14 protein-coding genes and 4 tRNA genes are annotated in these 18,686 nt (G+C 49.8%); 13 read left to right on the forward strand and 5 right to left on the reverse strand.

The features are described from left to right. Positions 1–14: 14 nt before the first annotated feature. On the reverse strand, positions 15–740 hold the full coding sequence (locus tag ACYZZ0_RS11720; protein ID WP_461536812.1) for a UDP-2,3-diacylglucosamine diphosphatase: 726 nt from the start codon (positions 738–740) through the stop codon (positions 15–17). A 4-nt stretch (positions 741–744) separates the two neighbouring features. Beyond that, positions 745–1,239: a peptidylprolyl isomerase gene (locus ACYZZ0_RS11725; protein WP_461536813.1), complete on the reverse strand. Its 495-nt coding sequence runs from the start codon at positions 1,237–1,239 to the stop codon at positions 745–747. A 261-nt stretch (positions 1,240–1,500) separates the two neighbouring features. Here ACYZZ0_RS11725 and ACYZZ0_RS11730 point away from each other — a divergent pair, with 261 nt between their 5' ends. The 5 genes from ACYZZ0_RS11730 to ACYZZ0_RS11750 all read left to right on the forward strand — a co-directional run bounded on the left by ACYZZ0_RS11730 (position 1,501) and on the right by ACYZZ0_RS11750 (position 8,707). After that, on the forward strand, positions 1,501–1,815 hold the full coding sequence (locus ACYZZ0_RS11730) for a hypothetical protein (RefSeq protein ID WP_461536814.1): 315 nt from the start codon (positions 1,501–1,503) through the stop codon (positions 1,813–1,815). Between the two features lie 342 nt (positions 1,816–2,157). Continuing rightward, on the forward strand, positions 2,158–3,840 hold the full coding sequence (locus tag ACYZZ0_RS11735) for a glutamine--tRNA ligase/YqeY domain fusion protein (RefSeq protein ID WP_461536815.1): 1,683 nt from the start codon (positions 2,158–2,160) through the stop codon (positions 3,838–3,840). A gap of 15 nt (positions 3,841–3,855) precedes the next feature. Next, positions 3,856–5,238: a cysteine--tRNA ligase gene (cysS, locus tag ACYZZ0_RS11740; RefSeq protein ID WP_461536816.1), complete on the forward strand. Its 1,383-nt coding sequence runs from the start codon at positions 3,856–3,858 to the stop codon at positions 5,236–5,238. Positions 5,239–6,066: 828 nt separating this feature from the next. Further along, a complete protein-coding gene (nhaC, locus tag ACYZZ0_RS11745) occupies positions 6,067–7,572 on the forward strand; it encodes a Na+/H+ antiporter NhaC (RefSeq protein ID WP_461536817.1) in 1,506 nt (501 codons plus the stop codon). A 358-nt stretch (positions 7,573–7,930) separates the two neighbouring features. Continuing rightward, the gene (locus ACYZZ0_RS11750) at positions 7,931–8,707 is read left to right on the forward strand and encodes an outer membrane protein OmpK (RefSeq protein ID WP_461536818.1); all 777 of its coding nucleotides are present in this window, start codon (positions 7,931–7,933) and stop codon (positions 8,705–8,707) included. 126 nt (positions 8,708–8,833) lie between these two features. On the opposite strand, the gene ACYZZ0_RS11755 is transcribed toward ACYZZ0_RS11750, so the two are convergent. Continuing rightward, positions 8,834–9,364, reverse strand: a complete 531-nt coding sequence (locus ACYZZ0_RS11755) for a methylated-DNA--[protein]-cysteine S-methyltransferase (protein ID WP_461536819.1) — start codon at positions 9,362–9,364, stop codon at positions 8,834–8,836. Between the two features lie 194 nt (positions 9,365–9,558). Here ACYZZ0_RS11755 and ACYZZ0_RS11760 point away from each other — a divergent pair, with 194 nt between their 5' ends. Then, positions 9,559–11,046, forward strand: coding sequence for an SLC13 family permease (locus ACYZZ0_RS11760; protein ID WP_461536820.1), 1,488 nt, complete (start codon positions 9,559–9,561; stop codon positions 11,044–11,046). A 27-nt stretch (positions 11,047–11,073) separates the two neighbouring features. Here ACYZZ0_RS11760 and ACYZZ0_RS11765 read toward each other — a convergent pair whose 3' ends face one another. Both ACYZZ0_RS11765 and folD read right to left on the reverse strand, forming a co-directional pair. Next, positions 11,074–12,780, reverse strand: a complete 1,707-nt coding sequence (locus ACYZZ0_RS11765; protein ID WP_461536821.1) for a hypothetical protein — start codon at positions 12,778–12,780, stop codon at positions 11,074–11,076. Between the two features lie 74 nt (positions 12,781–12,854). Continuing rightward, positions 12,855–13,724 carry a bifunctional methylenetetrahydrofolate dehydrogenase/methenyltetrahydrofolate cyclohydrolase FolD gene (folD, locus tag ACYZZ0_RS11770; RefSeq protein WP_461536822.1) on the reverse strand — a complete coding sequence of 290 codons (870 nt, stop codon included), beginning with the start codon at positions 13,722–13,724 and terminating at the stop codon, positions 12,855–12,857. 342 nt (positions 13,725–14,066) lie between these two features. On the opposite strand from folD, the gene ACYZZ0_RS11775 reads away from it, so the two are divergent. The 7 genes from ACYZZ0_RS11775 (at position 14,067) to clpX (ending at position 18,634) form a co-directional block, all read left to right on the forward strand. Continuing rightward, a tRNA-Pro gene (locus ACYZZ0_RS11775) sits at positions 14,067–14,143 on the forward strand. A gap of 71 nt (positions 14,144–14,214) precedes the next feature. Further along, a tRNA-Arg gene (locus tag ACYZZ0_RS11780) sits at positions 14,215–14,291 on the forward strand. Positions 14,292–14,378: 87 nt separating this feature from the next. Next, a tRNA-His gene (locus ACYZZ0_RS11785) sits at positions 14,379–14,454 on the forward strand. A 21-nt stretch (positions 14,455–14,475) separates the two neighbouring features. After that, positions 14,476–14,560, forward strand: a tRNA-Leu gene (locus ACYZZ0_RS11790). Between the two features lie 327 nt (positions 14,561–14,887). After that, the gene (gene tig / locus ACYZZ0_RS11795) at positions 14,888–16,246 is read left to right on the forward strand and encodes a trigger factor (protein ID WP_461536823.1); all 1,359 of its coding nucleotides are present in this window, start codon (positions 14,888–14,890) and stop codon (positions 16,244–16,246) included. 79 nt (positions 16,247–16,325) lie between these two features. Next, positions 16,326–16,961, forward strand: coding sequence for an ATP-dependent Clp endopeptidase proteolytic subunit ClpP (clpP, locus tag ACYZZ0_RS11800; RefSeq protein WP_461536824.1), 636 nt, complete (start codon positions 16,326–16,328; stop codon positions 16,959–16,961). Positions 16,962–17,332: 371 nt separating this feature from the next. Then, complete coding sequence (gene clpX / locus ACYZZ0_RS11805; RefSeq protein ID WP_461536825.1) at positions 17,333–18,634, forward strand: ATP-dependent Clp protease ATP-binding subunit ClpX; 1,302 nt, start codon at positions 17,333–17,335, stop codon at positions 18,632–18,634. The last annotated feature ends 52 nt before the right edge of the window (positions 18,635–18,686 follow it).

An 18,686-nucleotide genomic window follows, 5' to 3' on the forward strand; every position in this document is an offset into this window, starting at 1 on the left:
ATGAAAACAGTTTTTCAGACTGCCGGAATAACAAAGTCCTGAAGTTTGAAGCCTGCAGCATCATGTTGCAGGTACCACCCCTTACGATCCCAGTCTCCCAGAACGATACGCTGAGTGTCTGCTATGCCGGTGGCATGAACTTTGGCCCGATGTGTGTGACCATGAACCAGTGTGGTTGCACTGTGCTGTTGTAACAATTGATCAACGGCCTCGGGTGCAACATCCATCAGGCTGTAATCCTTGCTTTGATTCATGCTCTTACTGTCTTCACGCAGTCGGCGGGCGATTCTTTGGCGCAAAAAACGGGGCAGGGCAAGGAAGGTTTTTTGTACGATCGGGTTGCGCACAATGCGACGGAAGTTCATATAGTTTTCATCGGTAGTGCACAGGCCGTCACCGTGGCTGATTATCACGGTTTCGCTATCAAGCTGAATAGTTTGCGGGTCGGATAGCAGGGTACAGTTACAGGCGCGGGCAAAACCCTTTCCAATCAGGAAATCGCGGTTGCCAGGCAGAAAATAGAGTTTACGACCGGTATCGGTATAAGCTTTCAGACAGTCAATCACCTGCTGCTGAAATTCATCAATACTGTCATCACCAATCCAGTATTCAAAAAAGTCGCCGAGGATATAAAGGCTGTCGGCCAGGATGGCGGTACGGGACATATAATCCTGAAACGCCCGGAATATATCCGGGCGTTTCGGGTGCAGATGCAAGTCCGAGATAAAGTGGACTGTCAAATGCTTACTCCACGACTTCCGCAGATTCGATCAGTACGTCTTCAGTCGGAACGTCCTGATGGAAGCCGAAGTTGCCGGTCTGGATCGACTTGATCTTTTCAACCACGTCCATGCCTTCAACAACCTTGCCGAATACTGCGTAGCCCCAGCCCTGCTGGCTCTTGCCGCTGTGGTTGAGGAAGCTGTTGTCAGCAACGTTGATAAAGAACTGGGCGCTGGCAGAGTGCGGGTCCATGGTGCGGGCCATGGCTATGGTGCCGGCTTCGTTCTTCAGGCCGTTGTCCGCTTCATTTTCAATCGGAGCGTCGGTATCTTTTTCGTCCATGCCCGGTGCATAGCCACCGCCCTGGATCATGAAACCGTTAATGACACGGTGAAAAATAGTACCGTCGTAGTGGCCTTTCTTCACGTAGTTGATGAAGTTGGCTACAGTCTTCGGAGCTTTTTCCGCGTCGAGTTCCAGTTTGATATCGCCGAAACTGGTATGAAGAATGACCATGTAAGGTGCCTGTTGTCACATCAAGTTAAAGTGGCAATTCTACCTTGTCAGGCGGGCAAGTACCATTTTCATGGTAAAATAAACGCGGGCAGCGATGTTTTGCCGGCGATTAACCGAAGTTATACTGTTATTTCCCTTGCTGATCAGTAAGATGATCTCTTTTCCCAATTAAATCAGACACTTCTGTTGTTTCTGTTATTTATGGTTATAACAGGGCTGTGCTCTGGTTCCTGCTATTTACACACAATGAGGTATGTTTTCATGCGCAAAGCGGCAGTTCTCGCGCTGGCTCTGGCATCAGGTTCGGTCATGGCAGAAGCGCCGTACTGGTATCAATGTACCCATCAAGGCAGTGAGCGTCAGATCGTAGTGTCCTACCCGGCCCAGCCGGCACCGGTACCTTGTGAAGTGCGTTACAACAAGCTGGAAAAAGGTCAGGCCGACAGCAGTGCCGTGGTGTGGAGTGCCCAGTATCAGACCGGTTACTGCGAAAGCAAAGCTGACTCTTTTGTTCAGAAGCAGCAGAACTGGGGCTGGCAGTGTCAGCGCATTGAAGGTGTGCCTGCGGCAAAATAACCGGTTAGCATAACGGACACCCTGCGGCAGGGTAATCGACGGGTCATGTCGGTGAACAGGTATGCTACTTATATAGATGTACTGATATAGATGTACCTTGTGAGTGTACCTCGGCATGGCTTGGTGGTAACCTCTGCCGTTTCTGATATCGCTTCAGGTGAAGGGATCTTGCCCTGAACGATACCGCTGAAGAGGCTTCATGCCGCTGAACAGCTTCAGTGTTATTCTGAAAGACTTCAACGCTGCCTGCTTACGATTGCCTGTCCGCATTGAGACCGGTAGAGAAAGCAGTTGTATCAAAGCCTTCTTTAATTCACAGCCCTCTTTATTCAACAGACAGATATGAGCGAAACAGAGAAAGAGAAGCCTGCCAATTTTATTGAGCAGATTATTGAAGCCGATCTGGCGGAAGGCCGGGTATCCAGTATTCATACCCGTTTCCCGCCGGAGCCCAATGGTTACCTGCATATTGGTCATGCCAAATCCATCTGTCTGAACTTTGGTCTGGCCCAACGTTTCGGTGGCAAGTGTAACCTGCGTTTCGACGACACCAACCCGGCCAAGGAAGACCAGGAATATGTTGACGCGATCATTCGTGATGTCAGCTGGCTGGGTTTCGAGTGGGACGGCGACGTGCGTTATGCCTCTTCCTATTTCGATACCCTGTACCAGTGGGCGCTGCACCTGATCCGTGAAGGCAAGGCCTATGTCGATCAGCAGGACGCGGAAACCATGAGTGCCAACCGCGGTACCCTGACCGAGCCGGGTGTTGATGCACCGAACCGTAACCTTTCCGTAGAAGACAACCTGGCGCTGTTTGAAAAAATGCGTGCCGGTGAATTCGACGAAGGTGCAGCGATTCTGCGTGCCAAAATCGATATGGCACATCCGAATATGAACATGCGTGACCCGGCACTGTACCGGATCCGCAAACAGTCCCATCACCAGACTGGTGACAAGTGGTGCATCTACCCGAGCTATGACTTTGCCCATGGTCAGGAAGATGCCATCGAAGGGATTACTCACTCTATCTGCACTCTGGAGTTTTCCGACCACCGTCCGCTGTACGACTGGTTTATTGAAAACCTGCCGGTGCCGGCCAAACCGACCCAGTACGAGTTTGCACCTCTGAACCTGAACTACACCGTAACCAGCAAGCGTCGTCTGAAGCAGCTGGTGGACGAAGGTCATGTGTTCGGTTGGGACGATCCGCGGATGCCGACCATTTCCGGTCTGCGTCGTCGTGGTATTCCGGCCAAGGCGCTGCGTAACTTCTGTGACATGATCGGTGTTACCAAGAGTGAAGGTGTGGTGGATGTCAGCATGCTGGAATTCGCCGTACGTGAAGAACTGAATGCCAATGCACCACGTGCCATGACAGTGCTGCGTCCGCTGAAGATGGTGATTACCAACTATCCGGAAGGTCAGTCCGAGAAGTTCTCTGCGCCGGTTCATCCGCAGCACGAAGAGCTGGGTACCCGTGAAGTGCCGTTCAGTCGTGAAGTGTGGATTGATCGTGAAGACTTCATTGAAGTGAAGCCTAACAAGCACTGGAAGCGTCTGTTCACCGGTGGCGAAGTGCGCCTGCGTTACGGTTATGTGGTTCGCTGCGACGAAGTCATCAAGGACGAATCCGGTGAGATCGTTGAACTGCGCTGCAGCTACGATCCGGACACCCTGGGCAAAATGCCGGAAGGCCGCAAGGTGAAAGGTGTTATTCACTGGGTGAGTGCCGAACATTCCCGTCCGGCAGAAGTGCGCCTGTACGACCGTTTGTTCAACGACGAAAACCCGCTGGGCCATAAAGAACGCGACTTCAAGGAATTTATCAATCCGGAAGCCCTGCAGGTACTGGAAGGTGCCCAGGTCGAGAACTCTCTGACCGAAGCAGCAGAAGGTACTGTATGGCAGTTCGAGCGTGAAGGTTACTTCACCGTTGACCCGGACACCACCGCTGACAAGCTGGTGATTAACCGGACCATTACCCTGCGTGACAGCTGGGCCAAAATTCAGTCAAAAGCCTGAGGATTAGACGTGCCATTGCAGATTTATAATACCCTGACCCGTACCAAGGAACCTTTTCAGCCACTGAACGGCAATCAGGTTCGCATGTATGTCTGTGGTATGACGGTTTACGATCTGTGTCACATTGGTCACGCTCGCACCGTTACTGCTTTTGATGTGATTGCCCGCTATCTGCGCGCCAGCGGTTATGACCTGACGTATGTCCGCAACGTGACTGATATTGATGACAAGATCATCAAGCGTGCCAATGAAAACGGCGAAGCTTTTGATGTGCTGACCGAGCGTATGATTGCAGCGATGCATGAAGACTTCGCCCGGCTCGGTAACCAGGCACCGGATCAGGAACCTCGTGCGACCGGTCATATCACTGAAATGTTGCAGATGATTGAAGGCCTGATCGAGAAGGGCATGGCCTATGCGGCAGATAACGGTGACGTTTATTACCGCGTCCGCCGCTTTGCTGAATACGGCAAGCTGTCCGGCAAGGTGATCGAAGAGCTGGAATCCGGTGCTCGCATTGAGGTCGGTGAGCAGAAAGAAGATCCGCTGGACTTCGTACTGTGGAAAGCGGCCAAGCCCGGTGAGCCGAGCTGGACTTCACCCTGGGGTGAAGGACGTCCTGGCTGGCATATCGAGTGCTCCGCCATGGGCAAATGCTGCCTCGGCGATACTTTCGATATTCATGGTGGTGGTTCCGACCTTAAATTCCCGCACCATGAAAACGAAATTGCCCAGAGTGAAGCGGCAAACGACAAACCTTTCGTAACGACCTGGATGCATTCCGGTGCGATCCGGATCGATAACGTGAAGATGTCCAAGTCGCTGGGTAATTTCTTTACCATTCGTGAGGTACTGGACAAGTACCCGGCTGAGATCGTTCGTTACTTCCTGATTTCCAGTCAGTATCGCAGCCCGGTGAACTACTCCGAGGACAGCTTGAAAGAAGCGGCCGTTCGTCTGGAGCGTCTGTACACCGGACTGAATGGTCTGGAGCTGGAAGGTGTCAGTATGCCGGAAGACAGCGAGTGGAAAGCCCGCTTCTTCAAGGCCATGGATGATGACTTCAACACCCCGGAAGCACTGGCGGTATTGTTCGAACTGGTACGTGAGCTGAACAAGGTTCGCAGTACTGACGAAGCAGCAGCTCTGCCGCTGGCTGCCACTCTGCGTGAGCTGGGTGATATTCTGGGTATTCTGCAGGATGATCCGGCAGCATTCCTGAAGTCCGGTGGTGACGATATCGACGAAAGCTGGATCGAATCCATGATCGAGCAGCGCAAGGCCGCCAAAAAGAACCGTGACTTTGCTGAAGCCGATCGCATTCGCGAAGAGCTGGCAGGCAAGGGCGTGATTCTGGAAGACAGCCGTGCCGGTACCACCTGGCGGATTGAGCGTTAATTCAGTTTGATCTGCTAACTGAAAGGCTCCTCTTTGAGGAGCCTTTTTTGTATCTGAGCTCTAATATTTATGGTTTTCGAGCATTGAGCTTGTTCAGAAATGAGCTTATTCAGAAAATAGTGTTAAAGCTTGATTCGTGTGGCTGCAAGATATCTTTTGAACGAATAATACGCAAAGAGTACAAATGCACTATGGTAGCCTGCAAGCGCGACCTGACCGGCCAGTTTGAACTGTTCCTTGGTTTCAAATTCAAACCCCAGCAGGCTTTTAATATCCACTACCAGTTGATATGCAGGGTAGGCAAAGCAAAACCACATAAACAGTAATAACTGAAAGAGTATGAAATAAAGACGACAGAGTTTGTTTTGTCTAAGGTAAATCAGAAAGTTAATAAGCCGGGACATGATTTTACAGGTTTTGTTTTTTGTTTCTGCAAGCTATCAGAGATGTGCACGGGCAGCTAGCAAAATTCCTGCCGGGAAGGTTGTAGTTGTTTGTAAAGGTATCAAAATCGTCTTTATGTAGAGTGAAACGGGAGTGATTATTTGACTATGCAAGCAGTTAAAGCATAAAAAAACACACAAAAATTGCTGTTTTCATGGTTATTATTGCATTTTTATTAAAAACGACATTTTTTTTCAAAATTTGGACATTTTGAAATGTCAATGTGGTTTTTCAGCGCTGAGTCAGTAGATTGTAAGCTCCTCTGTAGTAGTTACTACGTACTTTCTTGCGATAAAAGACGTGGGTCGTAGTACGTAATCCCTGGCAGGCTTTGGCCAGACAGTACGCTATGGATCACAGTGACTTGAGTGAAGGATAAAAATAATGGATAGGAATATTCGTCAACCCAGTCTGGTTGATGCTTTATTGCCGGTTATTACCCTGGTTTGCCTGCTCTCTCTAGCCGTCTATCTCTTTTCTGATGACTCCTCTTATGGACCTAACCAGATTGCGCTGCTGCTCTGTGCCGGTATTGCCGCTCTGGTCGGCCTGAAAAATGGCCATAAATGGAAAGATATTGAAGCCGGTATCAACAAGGGCATTAATATCTCCCTCGGCGCGATTCTGATTCTGCTGGCAGTGGGTTCTTTGATTGGTACCTGGATTCTGTCTGGTACAGTACCCACCATGATTTATCTGGGGTTGAAACTTCTCTCCCCTGAACTGTTTTATGCTGCAGCCTGTGCCATGTGTGCGCTGGTAGCAATCAGTATCGGTAGTTCCTGGACTGTTGCAGGCACCATCGGTATTGGTCTGATGGGCATTGCTACCGGCCTGGGTATGTCTCCGGCGATTACTGCCGGTGCGGTTATTTCCGGTGCCTACTTTGGTGACAAGCTGTCTCCGCTGTCCGATACCACCAACCTGGCTCCGGCCGTTGCTGGCAGTGAGCTGTTCAGCCACATTCGTCACATGCTGTGGACTACCGTACCCAGCTTGGCGATTGCTCTGGTGCTGTTCCTGTTTATTGGTTTCTCTGAAGAGTCCGTTAGCAGCAGCTCTGAGCTGAATGCCCTGATCAACGATCTGGACCAGCAGTTCAATCTGGGCTGGCACCTGCTGATTCCGATGGCAGTCCTGCTGTTTATGGCAGTGAAGAAAGTACCTGCTTTTCCGACCATTCTGGTGGGTGCTGTTCTCGGCGGTATTTTTGCGGTCATTTTCCAGCCTCAGGCTATCGCCAACCTGGCGGGTGGCAGTGAAGACTTGAGCCCGGCACTGGCAACACTGAAAGGCGTCTGGATTGCATTCTTTGACGGTTACTCTTCCGACACTGGCAATGCTGTACTGGATGACCTGCTGTCCAAGGGCGGTATGAGCGGCATGCTGAATACTGTCTGGTTGATTATGTGCGCCATGACCTTTGGTGGTGTGCTGGAAAAACTGGGCCTGCTGGAACGTCTGGTACGCAGTGCACTGAATCTGGCTCGCAGCACCGGTTCTCTGGTTGTGACCACCATGGCAACTTGTATCGGTACCAACATCATTACTGCCGATCAGTATATCTCTGTGATCCTGCCGGGTCGGATGTATCGTGCCGAGTTCAAGCGTCGCAAGCTGGCTGCTGTTAACCTGTCCCGTACCCTGGAAGATGCCGGTACCATCAGCTCTCCGCTGATTCCGTGGAATACCTGTGGTGCCTACATGGCAGCAACTCTGGGTGTAGCCACCTTTGCTTACCTGCCATTTGCATTCTTTAACCTGGCCAACCTGGTGCTGGCGGCTGTTTACGCCTACGCCGGTTTCAAGATCCTGCCGCTGGAAGATGAAGAAGACAGTGCTGCAGATGACAAGCAAAACCTGCAAGTGCTGAACGAAGCCAAAGCTTAATAGCTATATCGCTTTCTCAGCAAAACATAGAAAACCGCTCAATCGGTTACCCGGTTGAGCGGTTTTCTTTTCATTATGTAAGCAAGCTGTTTGTAAATTTATCCAGAGCGTTACATGGGTTGTTTGATGGTTTTCCTTGCTAGCGCTGTGTTTTAAGCTTGCTTTGTACACAGCTAGCTCGGTAAAACAAATTTTAGAACTTTTGAATGTATGCGCTGAGTCAATAAATCGTCAAATTCAAAGGCAAATCACTAAAAAAACGATAACTTTGTGCCTAGTTTTTTGCTGTAGCTCAATTTTTTTTGTTCGTTGCTCACGTAGTCTCCGCAGCTCACACACACGAACGAAGTAGTCTTTTATGAGTAACGTGCAAAAAGCCGCTGCCGCGCTGACACTTTCCGCTACCCTCCTGGCGGGAAATGCAGCCTTTGCCGCCTCTAATGATCTGACTGATGTGAAGTGGAGCTTCGCTGACGTCAGTGTGAACCTGCTGGACTGGTCCAAGGGCACCGAAAAGCGCAACAACCACTTCAAGGAAGATTTTGTATTCCTGGAAGTTGAAGGTGGCGTTGGTTTCAGCTGGGGTGAGTTCTACGGTTTCTACGATCTGGAAAACCCGGGTCACAGCCGTGACAACGACAAGCACAAGGACAAGCGTGTCGCTACCAAAGGTACCTTCCACTACTACCTGGGCGATTCTCCGTTCTCCCTGTACTCCCAGGTTTACCACTTCAACTCCAAGGGTTTCTATGAAACCAACACTGTCGTAGGTCTGGGTTACCGCTACCGTAGTGATAACGGCTTCTGGATCAAGCCGTGGATTGGCGGTCACTACGTGGACAGCGACCGTGGTTACACCGGCAAGAACGGTGTGATGGCAGGTTGGGTCTTCGGCTACGACTTCACTGCACTGGATCAGAAGTTCTCTGTAACTGACTGGACCGAAATCGAAGTGATGCGTGCTGACGAATATAAGGATGTTAACGGTTCTACCGGTGTAAACGGTGCGATTGCACTGTGGTGGCACCCGTTCAGCAAGATCAGTGCCGGTATCCAGTACCGTTACGCCAGCAAGAAGCTGGGCTACGATGGCTACAATAACGCCATGATCTACACCCTGAAGTACAACTTCTGATTGCTAGGCTAGCTAGGTAAATAGCCAGGCAAATAGCCAGAGTAATCGTTTAGGGTGAAAAAAAGGATGCCATATGGCATCCTTTTTTTGTTGCTGGTAATAATAAAACTGTAAAGCAATAAATAGTTATGCTGGTTCAGCCAGATCAAAAGCCAATTGTTTTTCGATACTCAATAATTTCTGCTTAACCGGCAGGCCACCACCATAACCAGTGAGCTGACCATTGCTGCCAATTATTCGGTGACAGGGAATAATCAGTGCAATTGCATTCGCACCATTGGCGGCGGCAACGGCACGGACTGCTTTTTCATTATTAATATCACGTGCCAGATCAAGGTAACTTGCAGTTTCACCGTAGGGAATATTTATCAGCGCTTCCCAGACGCTTTTTTGAAAATCGGTGCCAACAGTGAGCAGGGGAAGATCAAATGATTTACGCTGGCCCTGCAAATACTCATCTATTTGTTTTCGTGTTTGTTGCAGAACAGCATCATCCTGCTCGACAAAATGGGCGCCAAGACCATTTTGTAAACGGTTGTCTACTGTTTCCCGCATTTTCCGGTATCTGAAATCCAGCAGGCAGAGCTTGCCCTCATAAGAGCCCAGAATAAATTCTGCCAAACCTGTCTTGTAATACTGAATATTGATCTGGTTCATGCTGCTCCGGCTGCTATTGATATTCTTTCATCTACAAATGCTTTGCATACTATCACGAAGATACCTGAATGAACGGTGATTCGATATTGAATCATCAGGATTATCAAAAACTAATTCTGATATAACGCGCAGATTTTATTTTCTTAATTAGACTTATCAGCTTGTTCCTCAGATATCTTTTCGAGGTGATGCTGGTGGCTGCAGCAACTGAAACCCAACCGTCGTTGTTCAAGATGTGGGCTGGCAAGCTGCCGGTTCCGTTGGCATTTGTCAGTCTGTTGGTTGTATTGATGTTGCCACTGGAAGGGCTTTCTTCCTATGGTCAGATCGTGCTGGCCGTGTTGGTCATGGCAGTCATTCTGTGGGTGACAGAAGCACTGGCCTATCCAGTCAGTGCTTTTCTGATAGCCGGTGTGCTGGCGCTGCTGCTGGGGTTGATACCGAACAGTGAAACCGGACAGGTACTGGGAACCAGCAAAGCGCTGGGGCTGGCTATGAAAGGCTTTGCTACCAGCGGTATTGTGATGATCTCCGGGGCACTGGTTATGGCTGCGGCGATGCAGGCGACGGAGTTGGACAAGCGAATAGCGCTGGGGATTTTATCCAGAGTACAGCCTAATGCTACAGCTGTGCTGGCAGGGTGTTTGTTGATCGGAGTGGTGTTGGCTTTTCTTGTACCTTCGCCGACAGGACGTACAGCTGTTCAGGTGCCGATTCTGGCCGGGGTTGTTGCAGCCTTAGGTTTGTCTGAAAAAAGTAAAATGGCGGCTGTGCTTGTTATTGGCGCTGCCCAGGTCAGTACCTTATGGAATGTCGGGGTGATGACAGCCACCGTGCACAATGTGGTCGGACTGGAGCTGATGGCCGAGCATAGTGGTTATAGTATCAGTTGGAGTCAGTGGTTGATTTATGCCGCTCCTTGGTCAGCTGTGATGACCCTGATTCTGTTTTTTATTTTGCGGCGGGAATTATCAGGATTTGAACTTCCTGCCAGTAGGGTCGCTTCATTAAATACTGAGCTGAAGCCCTGGACGGTAAAGCAGAAGAAAATGGCAGTTTATAGTGGGCTGTTGTTACTTCTCTGGATTACCGAAGGCCGGCTGCATCATATTTCTGTATCCGCTTCTATTTTATTGATGTCTATTTGCCTGATGATGCCGGGTATGGGCGTTTTTAACGGCTGGAAAGATGTTGAGCACCGTATCCACTGGGGGGTGCTGATTATGTTTGGGGTCAGTATAAGTCTCGGATTACAGCTGGTAAGTACAGGGGCAGCAGCATGGGTAGCAGATTTCTGCTTCTCGGGACTGGACCTGCAGATGGTTTCTTTATTGATGCTGGTGTTATTGATGACTGCATTCACGACAGTGATGCATCTGGGATTTGCCAGTGCGTTGAGTCTCACTGTAGCCATTCTGCCCGTATTTCTTGCTTTTGCTGATACTCTGCCGGAGCCGTTGGCTCAGAATGGTATTTCGCTGGTGTTGCTGCAGTTGTTTGCGGTCAGCTTTGGTATGATTCTGCCAGTCAATTCTCCGCAGAATATGGTGGCATTTTCGACAGATACTTTCTCTGTCCGGACTTTTGTTCGTATTGGTCTGATGTTGACGGTTGCTACTTTGGTAACCTTTGCACTGTTTTCAGTTAGTTGGTGGCAGTGGACGGGGTTGTTACAGGGTTAATCAAGCAAACCTGAGTTCGATACTGCTCTATGATCCTGGGGGAGGGAGCAGTTCGATACCTGAGTCGCTTTTCAGCTTTCTCTGCTCAGGTGGTGTTTTTTGGTTTGAGGGGGCTGAGGGCGGGTCGAGTCGAAATGGCGTCTTCAAATCGCAACTTGAAGGTAGCGAGTCTTCTTTTCCCCTTTCGTGATGTTCATGCTGTAATGGCTCTTCCGTTGGCTCCTCGCAAATGATGCCTTCATCCTCGTCCCCCTTTTCTGAAATTTTGTGAGAAGGATCTAATTGGATACTGTTCAGCTCCAGATAAGCAACATCTTCAGAAGGTCGCTTAAGTTTGGATAATAATGTTTGCTGCATATTGAGCAGGATCGGGAGGTAAAATTCCGGGGACAGAGAAGAGCCGTGAGCTGTTTGAGTGTCAGATCTGAAAGTTGTTACCCCTGAGGCAATAACTGATTTGATAGAGGTCACAGTTACTGAGCCGGAAAAACAGGAAAGGGCGGGGCAAACCATTGGATCTTGTCCATAGGTGAGCAAAACAAGCTGGGTAATGGCAAACATTATTTCACTGTCGTCGTCATGATAGATGCCGACGAATTTTAGTAGCCAGAAAAAACGGCTGAGTGCATCATACACCCCTTCCGAAGACCAGGTAGTCAGTCCGGTTATTTCTTCTTTAAGATTCTCAAATGCTGCTGTTTGAAAAGCTGGCCAGACTTCAAGCGGTAATCGGTCGAGTGTTATGCAGCTGTATTGAGAAAAATCCAGATGCGTATATTCCGGCAGTTTCTCAACCGGAGTTGTGAACGCTGACTGACACAACGTTGAGTCTTGATTGAACGTGCATATGATGGATGTTTTTTTATGCTGCCGAGCTCTACTTCGGTTGGTGAGTGTTATAACTTTGGAGTAGGTGTCAGAGCAATCTATCACTTCCTGGATTTCATCCTCTTCAATCTCGGGTGCAAACTGATATTTTTCAGGGTGTTCTAACCTTCGCTGATGTACCCCAGTGACCTCTTCTATTTTAAAGCACAGCTTGTAACAGTCTTCTGGAGAAAACTCTTTCGCGGTATGGAATATCATCAAGGCTGTAATAACCTGCTCCCAAATTGCATTATACCTTTGCATTGTAAATAGGTAGCTTTGCTCCTTTGGGGTACCTTTAAACGGAAGGAGTCTGTTAAGTCCGTCAATATCTCCGACTAGAGGAGCCATTCTGCCGCTTTCTATTAGCTCAAGTAATAAACTGATGCCTCGTCCGGGATTGAAGAGGGGGACCAGTGTTTTATCAAAAATTGCTCCAGAGGTACCTGATTCTGAGTTGTCAGTGTCAGTGGGGCGAGAGAGAGGCAATGAAAACTCAGGTGATGATTTGATTGTTCTCAGCTGGGCATGAGTGGCTGTAGCGGACTTTGTCGCTCTTGAAACAGAAATAGCACCTCTACGGCGGGTGTTATTCTGGTCCGAATCACTGCCACTGCTATATCCCCTGCGGCGGAGTTCTGCGGTGACTTCCGGGCGAGTTGTGTGGCTTGAGCCATGATAGGTGACTCTTGATTTTTTGGCTTGCTTTGTAGGGGCGGTCTCTTTGGTTGATAGCGCTTTTTTATCAAATGTAGAGGTACCGTCATCCGGGTTGTTGTCTTGTGACAATGCAGAGAGGGGAATGCCGGTTATCAACAGGCTTGAAAGAAACACCGTGATTAATCTGATCCAATGCTTCTGCCGCACAATTCGGATACTGTTCAACCAAGCTGTGTTTAATTTAGCACACTGGTGTATGTCACAGATCCAGAATGGTTGTTTTAACCAAGCATTTGTTTGGGTTGATGTCCCGAAGTGGAGAGATAAGTGTTTTCCATCAGTGAGGCTACCGTCATTGGACCTACCCCGCCTGGTACCGGAGTAATCCAGGCAGCACGTTCTGCTGCTGTATCAAACACTACATCGCCTTCCAGTGTGCCATCGCTGCAACGATTGATGCCTACATCAATAACTACAGCGCCGGGCTTGATCCATTCCCCCTGTACCAGACCGGGTTTTCCTGCGGCTACAACAACTATATCTGCATGTTTGAGAACCAGGGGAAGGTCTCTGGTAAAACGGTGAGCTGTTGTCGTGGTGCAACCTGCCAGCAACAGTTCCAGTGTCATCGGGCGGCCAACAATATTGGAGGCGCCAACAATAGTGGCATTCTTTCCTCTTATTTCCTGTCCGGTGCTTTGCAGCAGGGTCATAATACCTTTTGGAGTGCAGGGGCGCAGGGTCGGGATGCGTTGTGCCAGACGACCAATATTGTAGGGGTGAAAACCGTCGACATCTTTAGTCGGGTGAATTCTTTCAATAATATTTTCTGTATTGATATGAGCGGGCAGCGGAAGCTGAACCAGAATTCCATTTACTGCGCTGTCAGCATTCAGCTGATCTATCAGTTTTAAAAGCGCGGATTCGGTGATGCTGGCAGGCAGGTGATAGTCGAAAGGGATAATGCCAATCTGAGAGCAGGCTTTCTTCTTATTCTTTACATAGGTTTCGGATGCCGGATCGTTACCGACAAGAATGACTGCCAGTCCCGGTGGCTGTAATCCGCGGGATTGTCGTAACTGAATATCCTCAGCCAGGCGCTGCAGCATATTGTTGGCTATGGCTTTTCCGTCAATCAGCTGCGCGCTCATGAATCAGTTCCCTTCAGAGTATGGTATCAGGCTATATATAAAATCAGGAATACAGGGCAAACATAGCAGTTTCTCTGCGAGGTACCTTTAGCTGCATTTTGCTGTCGTATGACCGGTAATTCCGGGCAGAGTTCCTGCTATCGGGGATAACGGGGAAAAAATATGCCCTCTGCAGGTAATAAGGCATTGACGGATGCCGGAAGTTTGGTAAGATTCACCCCGCTTTCGACAGGGCGCTGCCGCTTCAGGCAGAAATAGCCGAAGATGAAAGGCATCGTTAGTTAACGTTGCTTCGAGGTCTTGATCGAAAGCGGGTAGTATGATGATATGTCATCGCGATTTCGGGGTATAGCGCAGTCTGGTAGCGCGCCTGCTTTGGGAGCAGGATGTCGGGAGTTCGAATCTCTCTACCCCGACCATTTTTACGAGCCTGTGTTGCAAGCCGTATAAGATTGACTGTAAATTAATAGTCATCTTTATAGTTTGTTGTGCGCCCGTAGCTCAGCTGGATAGAGCAATGGCCTTCTAAGCCATCGGTCGCAGGTTCGAATCCTGCCGGGCGTGCCATTTAATCAAGTTGAATATTTGATCTAAAGGGCAGGTTTACAAATTCTGGTTCTGTAGTCTCAGGGTTCAGGGTTTCGATTTTAAGTGGTGGGCGTAGCTCAGTTGGTAGAGCTCAGGATTGTGACTCCTGCGGTCGTGGGTTCGACTCCCATCGTCCACCCCACTTAATTTTCTTGCAGAATATGCGGAAGTGGTGGAATTGGTAGACACGCTGGTTTTAGGTACCAGTGCCGAAAGGCGTGAGAGTTCGAGTCTCTCTTTCCGCACCAGTTCTGTATTCAAAATTAAGTGAAATGTCAGTAACTGCTGGCATTAAAAATTGCATATTAAACGGGGATAAGCATCGCTTATCCCCGTTTTTTGCATCTGGGTTCCACGTGATTCGAGCAGATTTGGCTGATTTCGGGTTGCGTAAAGGGCCCTTGTTTGCGGGTTGTCGCGCTGCTGTAACGGTATTGCGATGATCTTGTAGACCCTGTTTCCACCTATTTATGAAATAGGGTCATCAAATAGCCTGAACAGAGTATTGCAACAACAAATAATCTGCTAGGCTATTGCGCTTTCGTTTAGAGATACTCGGTTTTTGAGGATTTCCCATGCAAGTTTCCCTTGAAACGACCTCCGGCCTGGAACGCCGCCTGACCATCACGGTGCCCGCTGACCGGATCGAATCCGCAGTGAACAAGCGGCTCCAGCAGTTGGCCAAGGACGTGCGTCTGGACGGTTTTCGTCCCGGCAAAGTGCCGTTCAAGGTGGTTAAGCGTCGCTACGGTGCCGGTGCCCGCCAGGAAGTTCTGGGTGATGTTATCCAGTCTTCTTTCGTTGAAGCAGTAACTCAGGAGAAACTGAATCCTGCTGGTGCTCCGTCCGTAGAACCCCGGGTATCCGAGCAGGGCAAGGACTTTGAGTACATTGCTACCTTTGAAGTATACCCGGAAATCGAACTGGGTGACTTTACTGCCATTACTGTAGAGAAGCCGGTTGCAGAAGTTGTTGATGCTGACATCGACACCATGCTGACCACCCTGCGTGAGCAGAACAAACAGTGGAATGAAGTTGAGCGCGAAGCTGCTGAAGGCGACCGCGTAACTATCGACTTCAAGGGCTCCATCGACGGCGAAGAGTTCGAAGGTGGCGCTGCTGAAGGTAACGTCCTGGAACTGGGCTCAGGCCGCATGATTCCTGGTTTTGAAGATGGCATCGCCGGCATGAAAGCTGACGAAGAAAAAACCATCACCGTAACCTTCCCGGAAGACTACCAGGCTGAAAACCTGAAAGGTAAAGAAGCCCAGTTTGCGATCAAACTGCACAAGGTAGAAGAGTCCGCTCTGCCTGAAATGAACGAAGAGTTCTTCAAGCAGTTCGGTATCGATGAAGCGACTGAAGAAAACTTCCGCGCTGAAGTTCGCAAGAACATGGAGCGTGAACTGAAGCAGGCAGTACGTAACAAGGTCAAGAACCAGGTTATGGACGGCGTACTGGAAGTGAACGAACTGGACGTACCGAAAGCACTGGTAAGCCAGGAAGTTGACCGTCTGCGTGAACAGGCTGTTCAGCAGTGGGGCGGTGCCCAGAGTGGTATGGACGCTTCCAAACTGCCGGCTGAACTGTTCGAGAAAGACGCTGAGCGTCGTGTAGCTCTGGGCCTGCTGGTGGGTGAGATCATCCGCGAGAAGGAGCTGAAGGCTGACGAAGATCGTGTTCGCGTAATGATCGAAGAGATTGCTTCCGCTTACCAGAAGCCGGAAGAGGTTGTTGAATGGTACTACGGTAACCAGCAGCAGCTTTCTCAGGTACAGAATGTTGTACTGGAAGATCAGGTTGTGGATACTATTCTTGAAGCCGCTCAGGTCAGCGATGTAACCTGTAGCTATGAAGAAGCGATCCGTCCGGCCCAGCCAAAGGCTGAAGCTGAAGAAGAAGTTGCTGAAGAAGCAGCTGAATCCGAAGCTTGATCACCGGCGCGGAATGATGCTTGCGGGCATGGCTCTTTGAGTCATGCCTTCTCTTGATCAAGGAGTTGACACAAACGCTATGAATTCCGTGCGACATCAGGGGTCACTTGACGTGACCAACTCTGGCCTAGTTCCCATCGTTGTTGAGCAGTCTGCGCGCGGCGAACGTTCCTACGATATCTATTCCCGACTGCTGAAAGAACGAGTGATTTTCCTTGTGGGTCAGGTTGAAGACCACATGGCGAATCTGATCGTGGCTCAGCTGCTGTTTCTCGAATCAGAGAATCCTGACAAGGATATTCACCTCTATATCAACTCTCCGGGCGGTTCTGTAACTGCAGGCATGGCAATCTATGACACCATGCAGTTTATCAAGCCCAATGTCAGCACCATGTGTATTGGTCAAGCCGCCAGTATGGGCGCGCTGTTGCTGGCTGCCGGTGCTGAAGGCAAGCGTTACTGCCTGCCACACTCCCGGGTGATGATTCACCAGCCACTGGGTGGTTTCCAGGGCCAGGCATCCGATATCGAGATCCATGCCAAGGAAATTCTGACTATCAAGTCCAAGCTGAACAATGTGCTTGCACACCATACCGGTCAGCCACTGGATGTGATTGAGCGTGATACCGACCGTGATAATTTCATGGATGCCGAGCAGGCCGTGAAATATGGTCTGGTCGACAAGGCGCTGGATCGCCGGATCATGGAAAGCTGATCCGGTATTGAACCATTCGGATTCTTGTTGCTCTTAATGTGTATACGCTGAGATATGTGTAAATAAGGGTGATGAGGGTCCGGCCCTTTCTTCTGATAGCTGATTTTAACGATTAACAAAAGCACCGCTGTGGTGCCTTGCTTTCAGCGGCATGATGCACTGCAAGCCGCACAGATGTGTGGGCAGGATGCCCTGTATGCCTGTCACTCGATGTCAGGAAAGACAGCCAGCCCGACCCTCCCGACCTGACGGGAAATTATCTGTAAAAAATGTGCTCAATACTTGAAAACTCCAGATAATACCTGCATCTTTGTGCTTAAGATGATCTTTGTTCTTAAGATAAAGAGTACCTACTCGAACAGGGTAAGCGAATGACAGACCAAACCACCGGCAAGGGTGATGATAGCGGAAAATTGCTGTACTGCTCATTTTGTGGCAAGAGCCAGCACGAAGTCCGTAAACTGATTGCCGGTCCTTCTGTTTTCATTTGTGACGAGTGCGTTGACCTCTGTAACGATATTATTCGCGAAGAAGTTCAGGAAGCAGCGCCCGAGTCCAGTGGCGACCGTCTGCCGGTGCCGCGTGAAATCAAAGCCATTCTGGATGACTATGTCATCGGTCAGCAGCAGGCCAAGAAAGTTCTTTCTGTTGCTGTTTACAACCATTACAAGCGCCTGCGTTCCGGCGATAAAGCCAAAAAAGAAGATGTGGAACTGGGCAAGAGTAATATTCTGCTGATTGGCCCTACCGGTAGCGGCAAGACCCTGCTGGCTGAAACTCTGGCCCGACTGCTGAATGTTCCCTTTACCATTGCTGACGCCACCACTCTGACCGAAGCCGGTTATGTCGGTGAGGACGTCGAAAATATTATTCAGAAACTGCTGCAGAAGTGTGACTACGAAGTCGAAAAAGCGCAGCAGGGTATTGTGTATATCGATGAAATCGACAAGATTTCACGCAAGTCCGACAACCCGTCCATCACTCGTGATGTGTCCGGTGAGGGCGTACAGCAGGCGCTGCTGAAGCTGATTGAAGGCACTGTTGCCTCGGTTCCGCCACAGGGCGGTCGCAAGCATCCGCAGCAGGAGTTCCTGCAGGTTGATACCTCCAATATCCTGTTTATCTGTGGTGGCGCCTTCGCAGGCCTGGACAAGCTGATTCGTGCCCGCTCCGAGAAGGGTGGTATCGGTTTCTCTGCCGAAGTGAAGAGCAAGGACGAGAACAAGAGTGTTGGTGAAGCCTTCCGTGACGTAGAGCCGGAAGATCTGGTCAAGTTCGGTCTGATTCCCGAATTTGTCGGTCGTCTGCCGGTTATTGCCACACTGGAAGAGCTGGACGAGGAAGCGCTGGTCCGGATTCTGACCGAGCCGAAAAACTCGCTTACACGCCAGTACAACCGCTTGTTCGAGATGGAAGATGTTGCCATCGACTTCCGCGACGAAGCCCTGCGCGCTGTTGCCCGCAAGGCGATGGAGCGGAAAACCGGCGCCCGCGGCCTGCGTTCCATTCTGGAAAATGTGCTGCTGAATACCATGTATGACATCCCTTCCGAGGATAAAGTGTCTAAAGTGGTAATCGATGCGTCTGTGATTAAAGGTGATTCCGAGCCGCTGCTGATTTATGAAAATAATGAACCTCAGCAACGTGCATTGCCGGATGATGCCGGAGCCTGAACGACGCCGGAGACTGAATGATGCTGGAACCTTGTAATTTGTAACACTTGGA

Source organism: Spongorhabdus nitratireducens, from assembly GCA_947387575.1.
GTDB lineage: Bacteria > Pseudomonadota > Gammaproteobacteria > Pseudomonadales > Endozoicomonadaceae > CANDOC01.

Excerpts from the sequence above, each read along its gene's own strand:
- tig (WP_461536823.1), top strand. The coding sequence starts at position 14,888 with ATGCAAGTTTCCCTTGAAACGACCTCCGGCCTGGAACGCCGCCTGACC.
- ACYZZ0_RS11735 (WP_461536815.1), top strand. The coding sequence starts at position 2,158 with ATGAGCGAAACAGAGAAAGAGAAGCCTGCCAATTTTATTGAGCAGATT.
- ACYZZ0_RS11750 (WP_461536818.1), top strand. The coding sequence starts at position 7,931 with ATGAGTAACGTGCAAAAAGCCGCTGCCGCGCTGACACTTTCCGCTACC.
- folD (WP_461536822.1), bottom strand. The coding sequence starts at position 13,724 with ATGAGCGCGCAGCTGATTGACGGAAAAGCCATAGCCAACAATATGCTG.
- nhaC (WP_461536817.1), top strand. The coding sequence starts at position 6,067 with ATGGATAGGAATATTCGTCAACCCAGTCTGGTTGATGCTTTATTGCCG.
- clpP (WP_461536824.1), top strand. The coding sequence starts at position 16,326 with ATGAATTCCGTGCGACATCAGGGGTCACTTGACGTGACCAACTCTGGC.
- ACYZZ0_RS11730 (WP_461536814.1), top strand. The coding sequence starts at position 1,501 with ATGCGCAAAGCGGCAGTTCTCGCGCTGGCTCTGGCATCAGGTTCGGTC.
- ACYZZ0_RS11755 (WP_461536819.1), bottom strand. The coding sequence starts at position 9,364 with ATGAACCAGATCAATATTCAGTATTACAAGACAGGTTTGGCAGAATTT.
- clpX (WP_461536825.1), top strand. The coding sequence starts at position 17,333 with ATGACAGACCAAACCACCGGCAAGGGTGATGATAGCGGAAAATTGCTG.
- ACYZZ0_RS11725 (WP_461536813.1), bottom strand. The coding sequence starts at position 1,239 with ATGGTCATTCTTCATACCAGTTTCGGCGATATCAAACTGGAACTCGAC.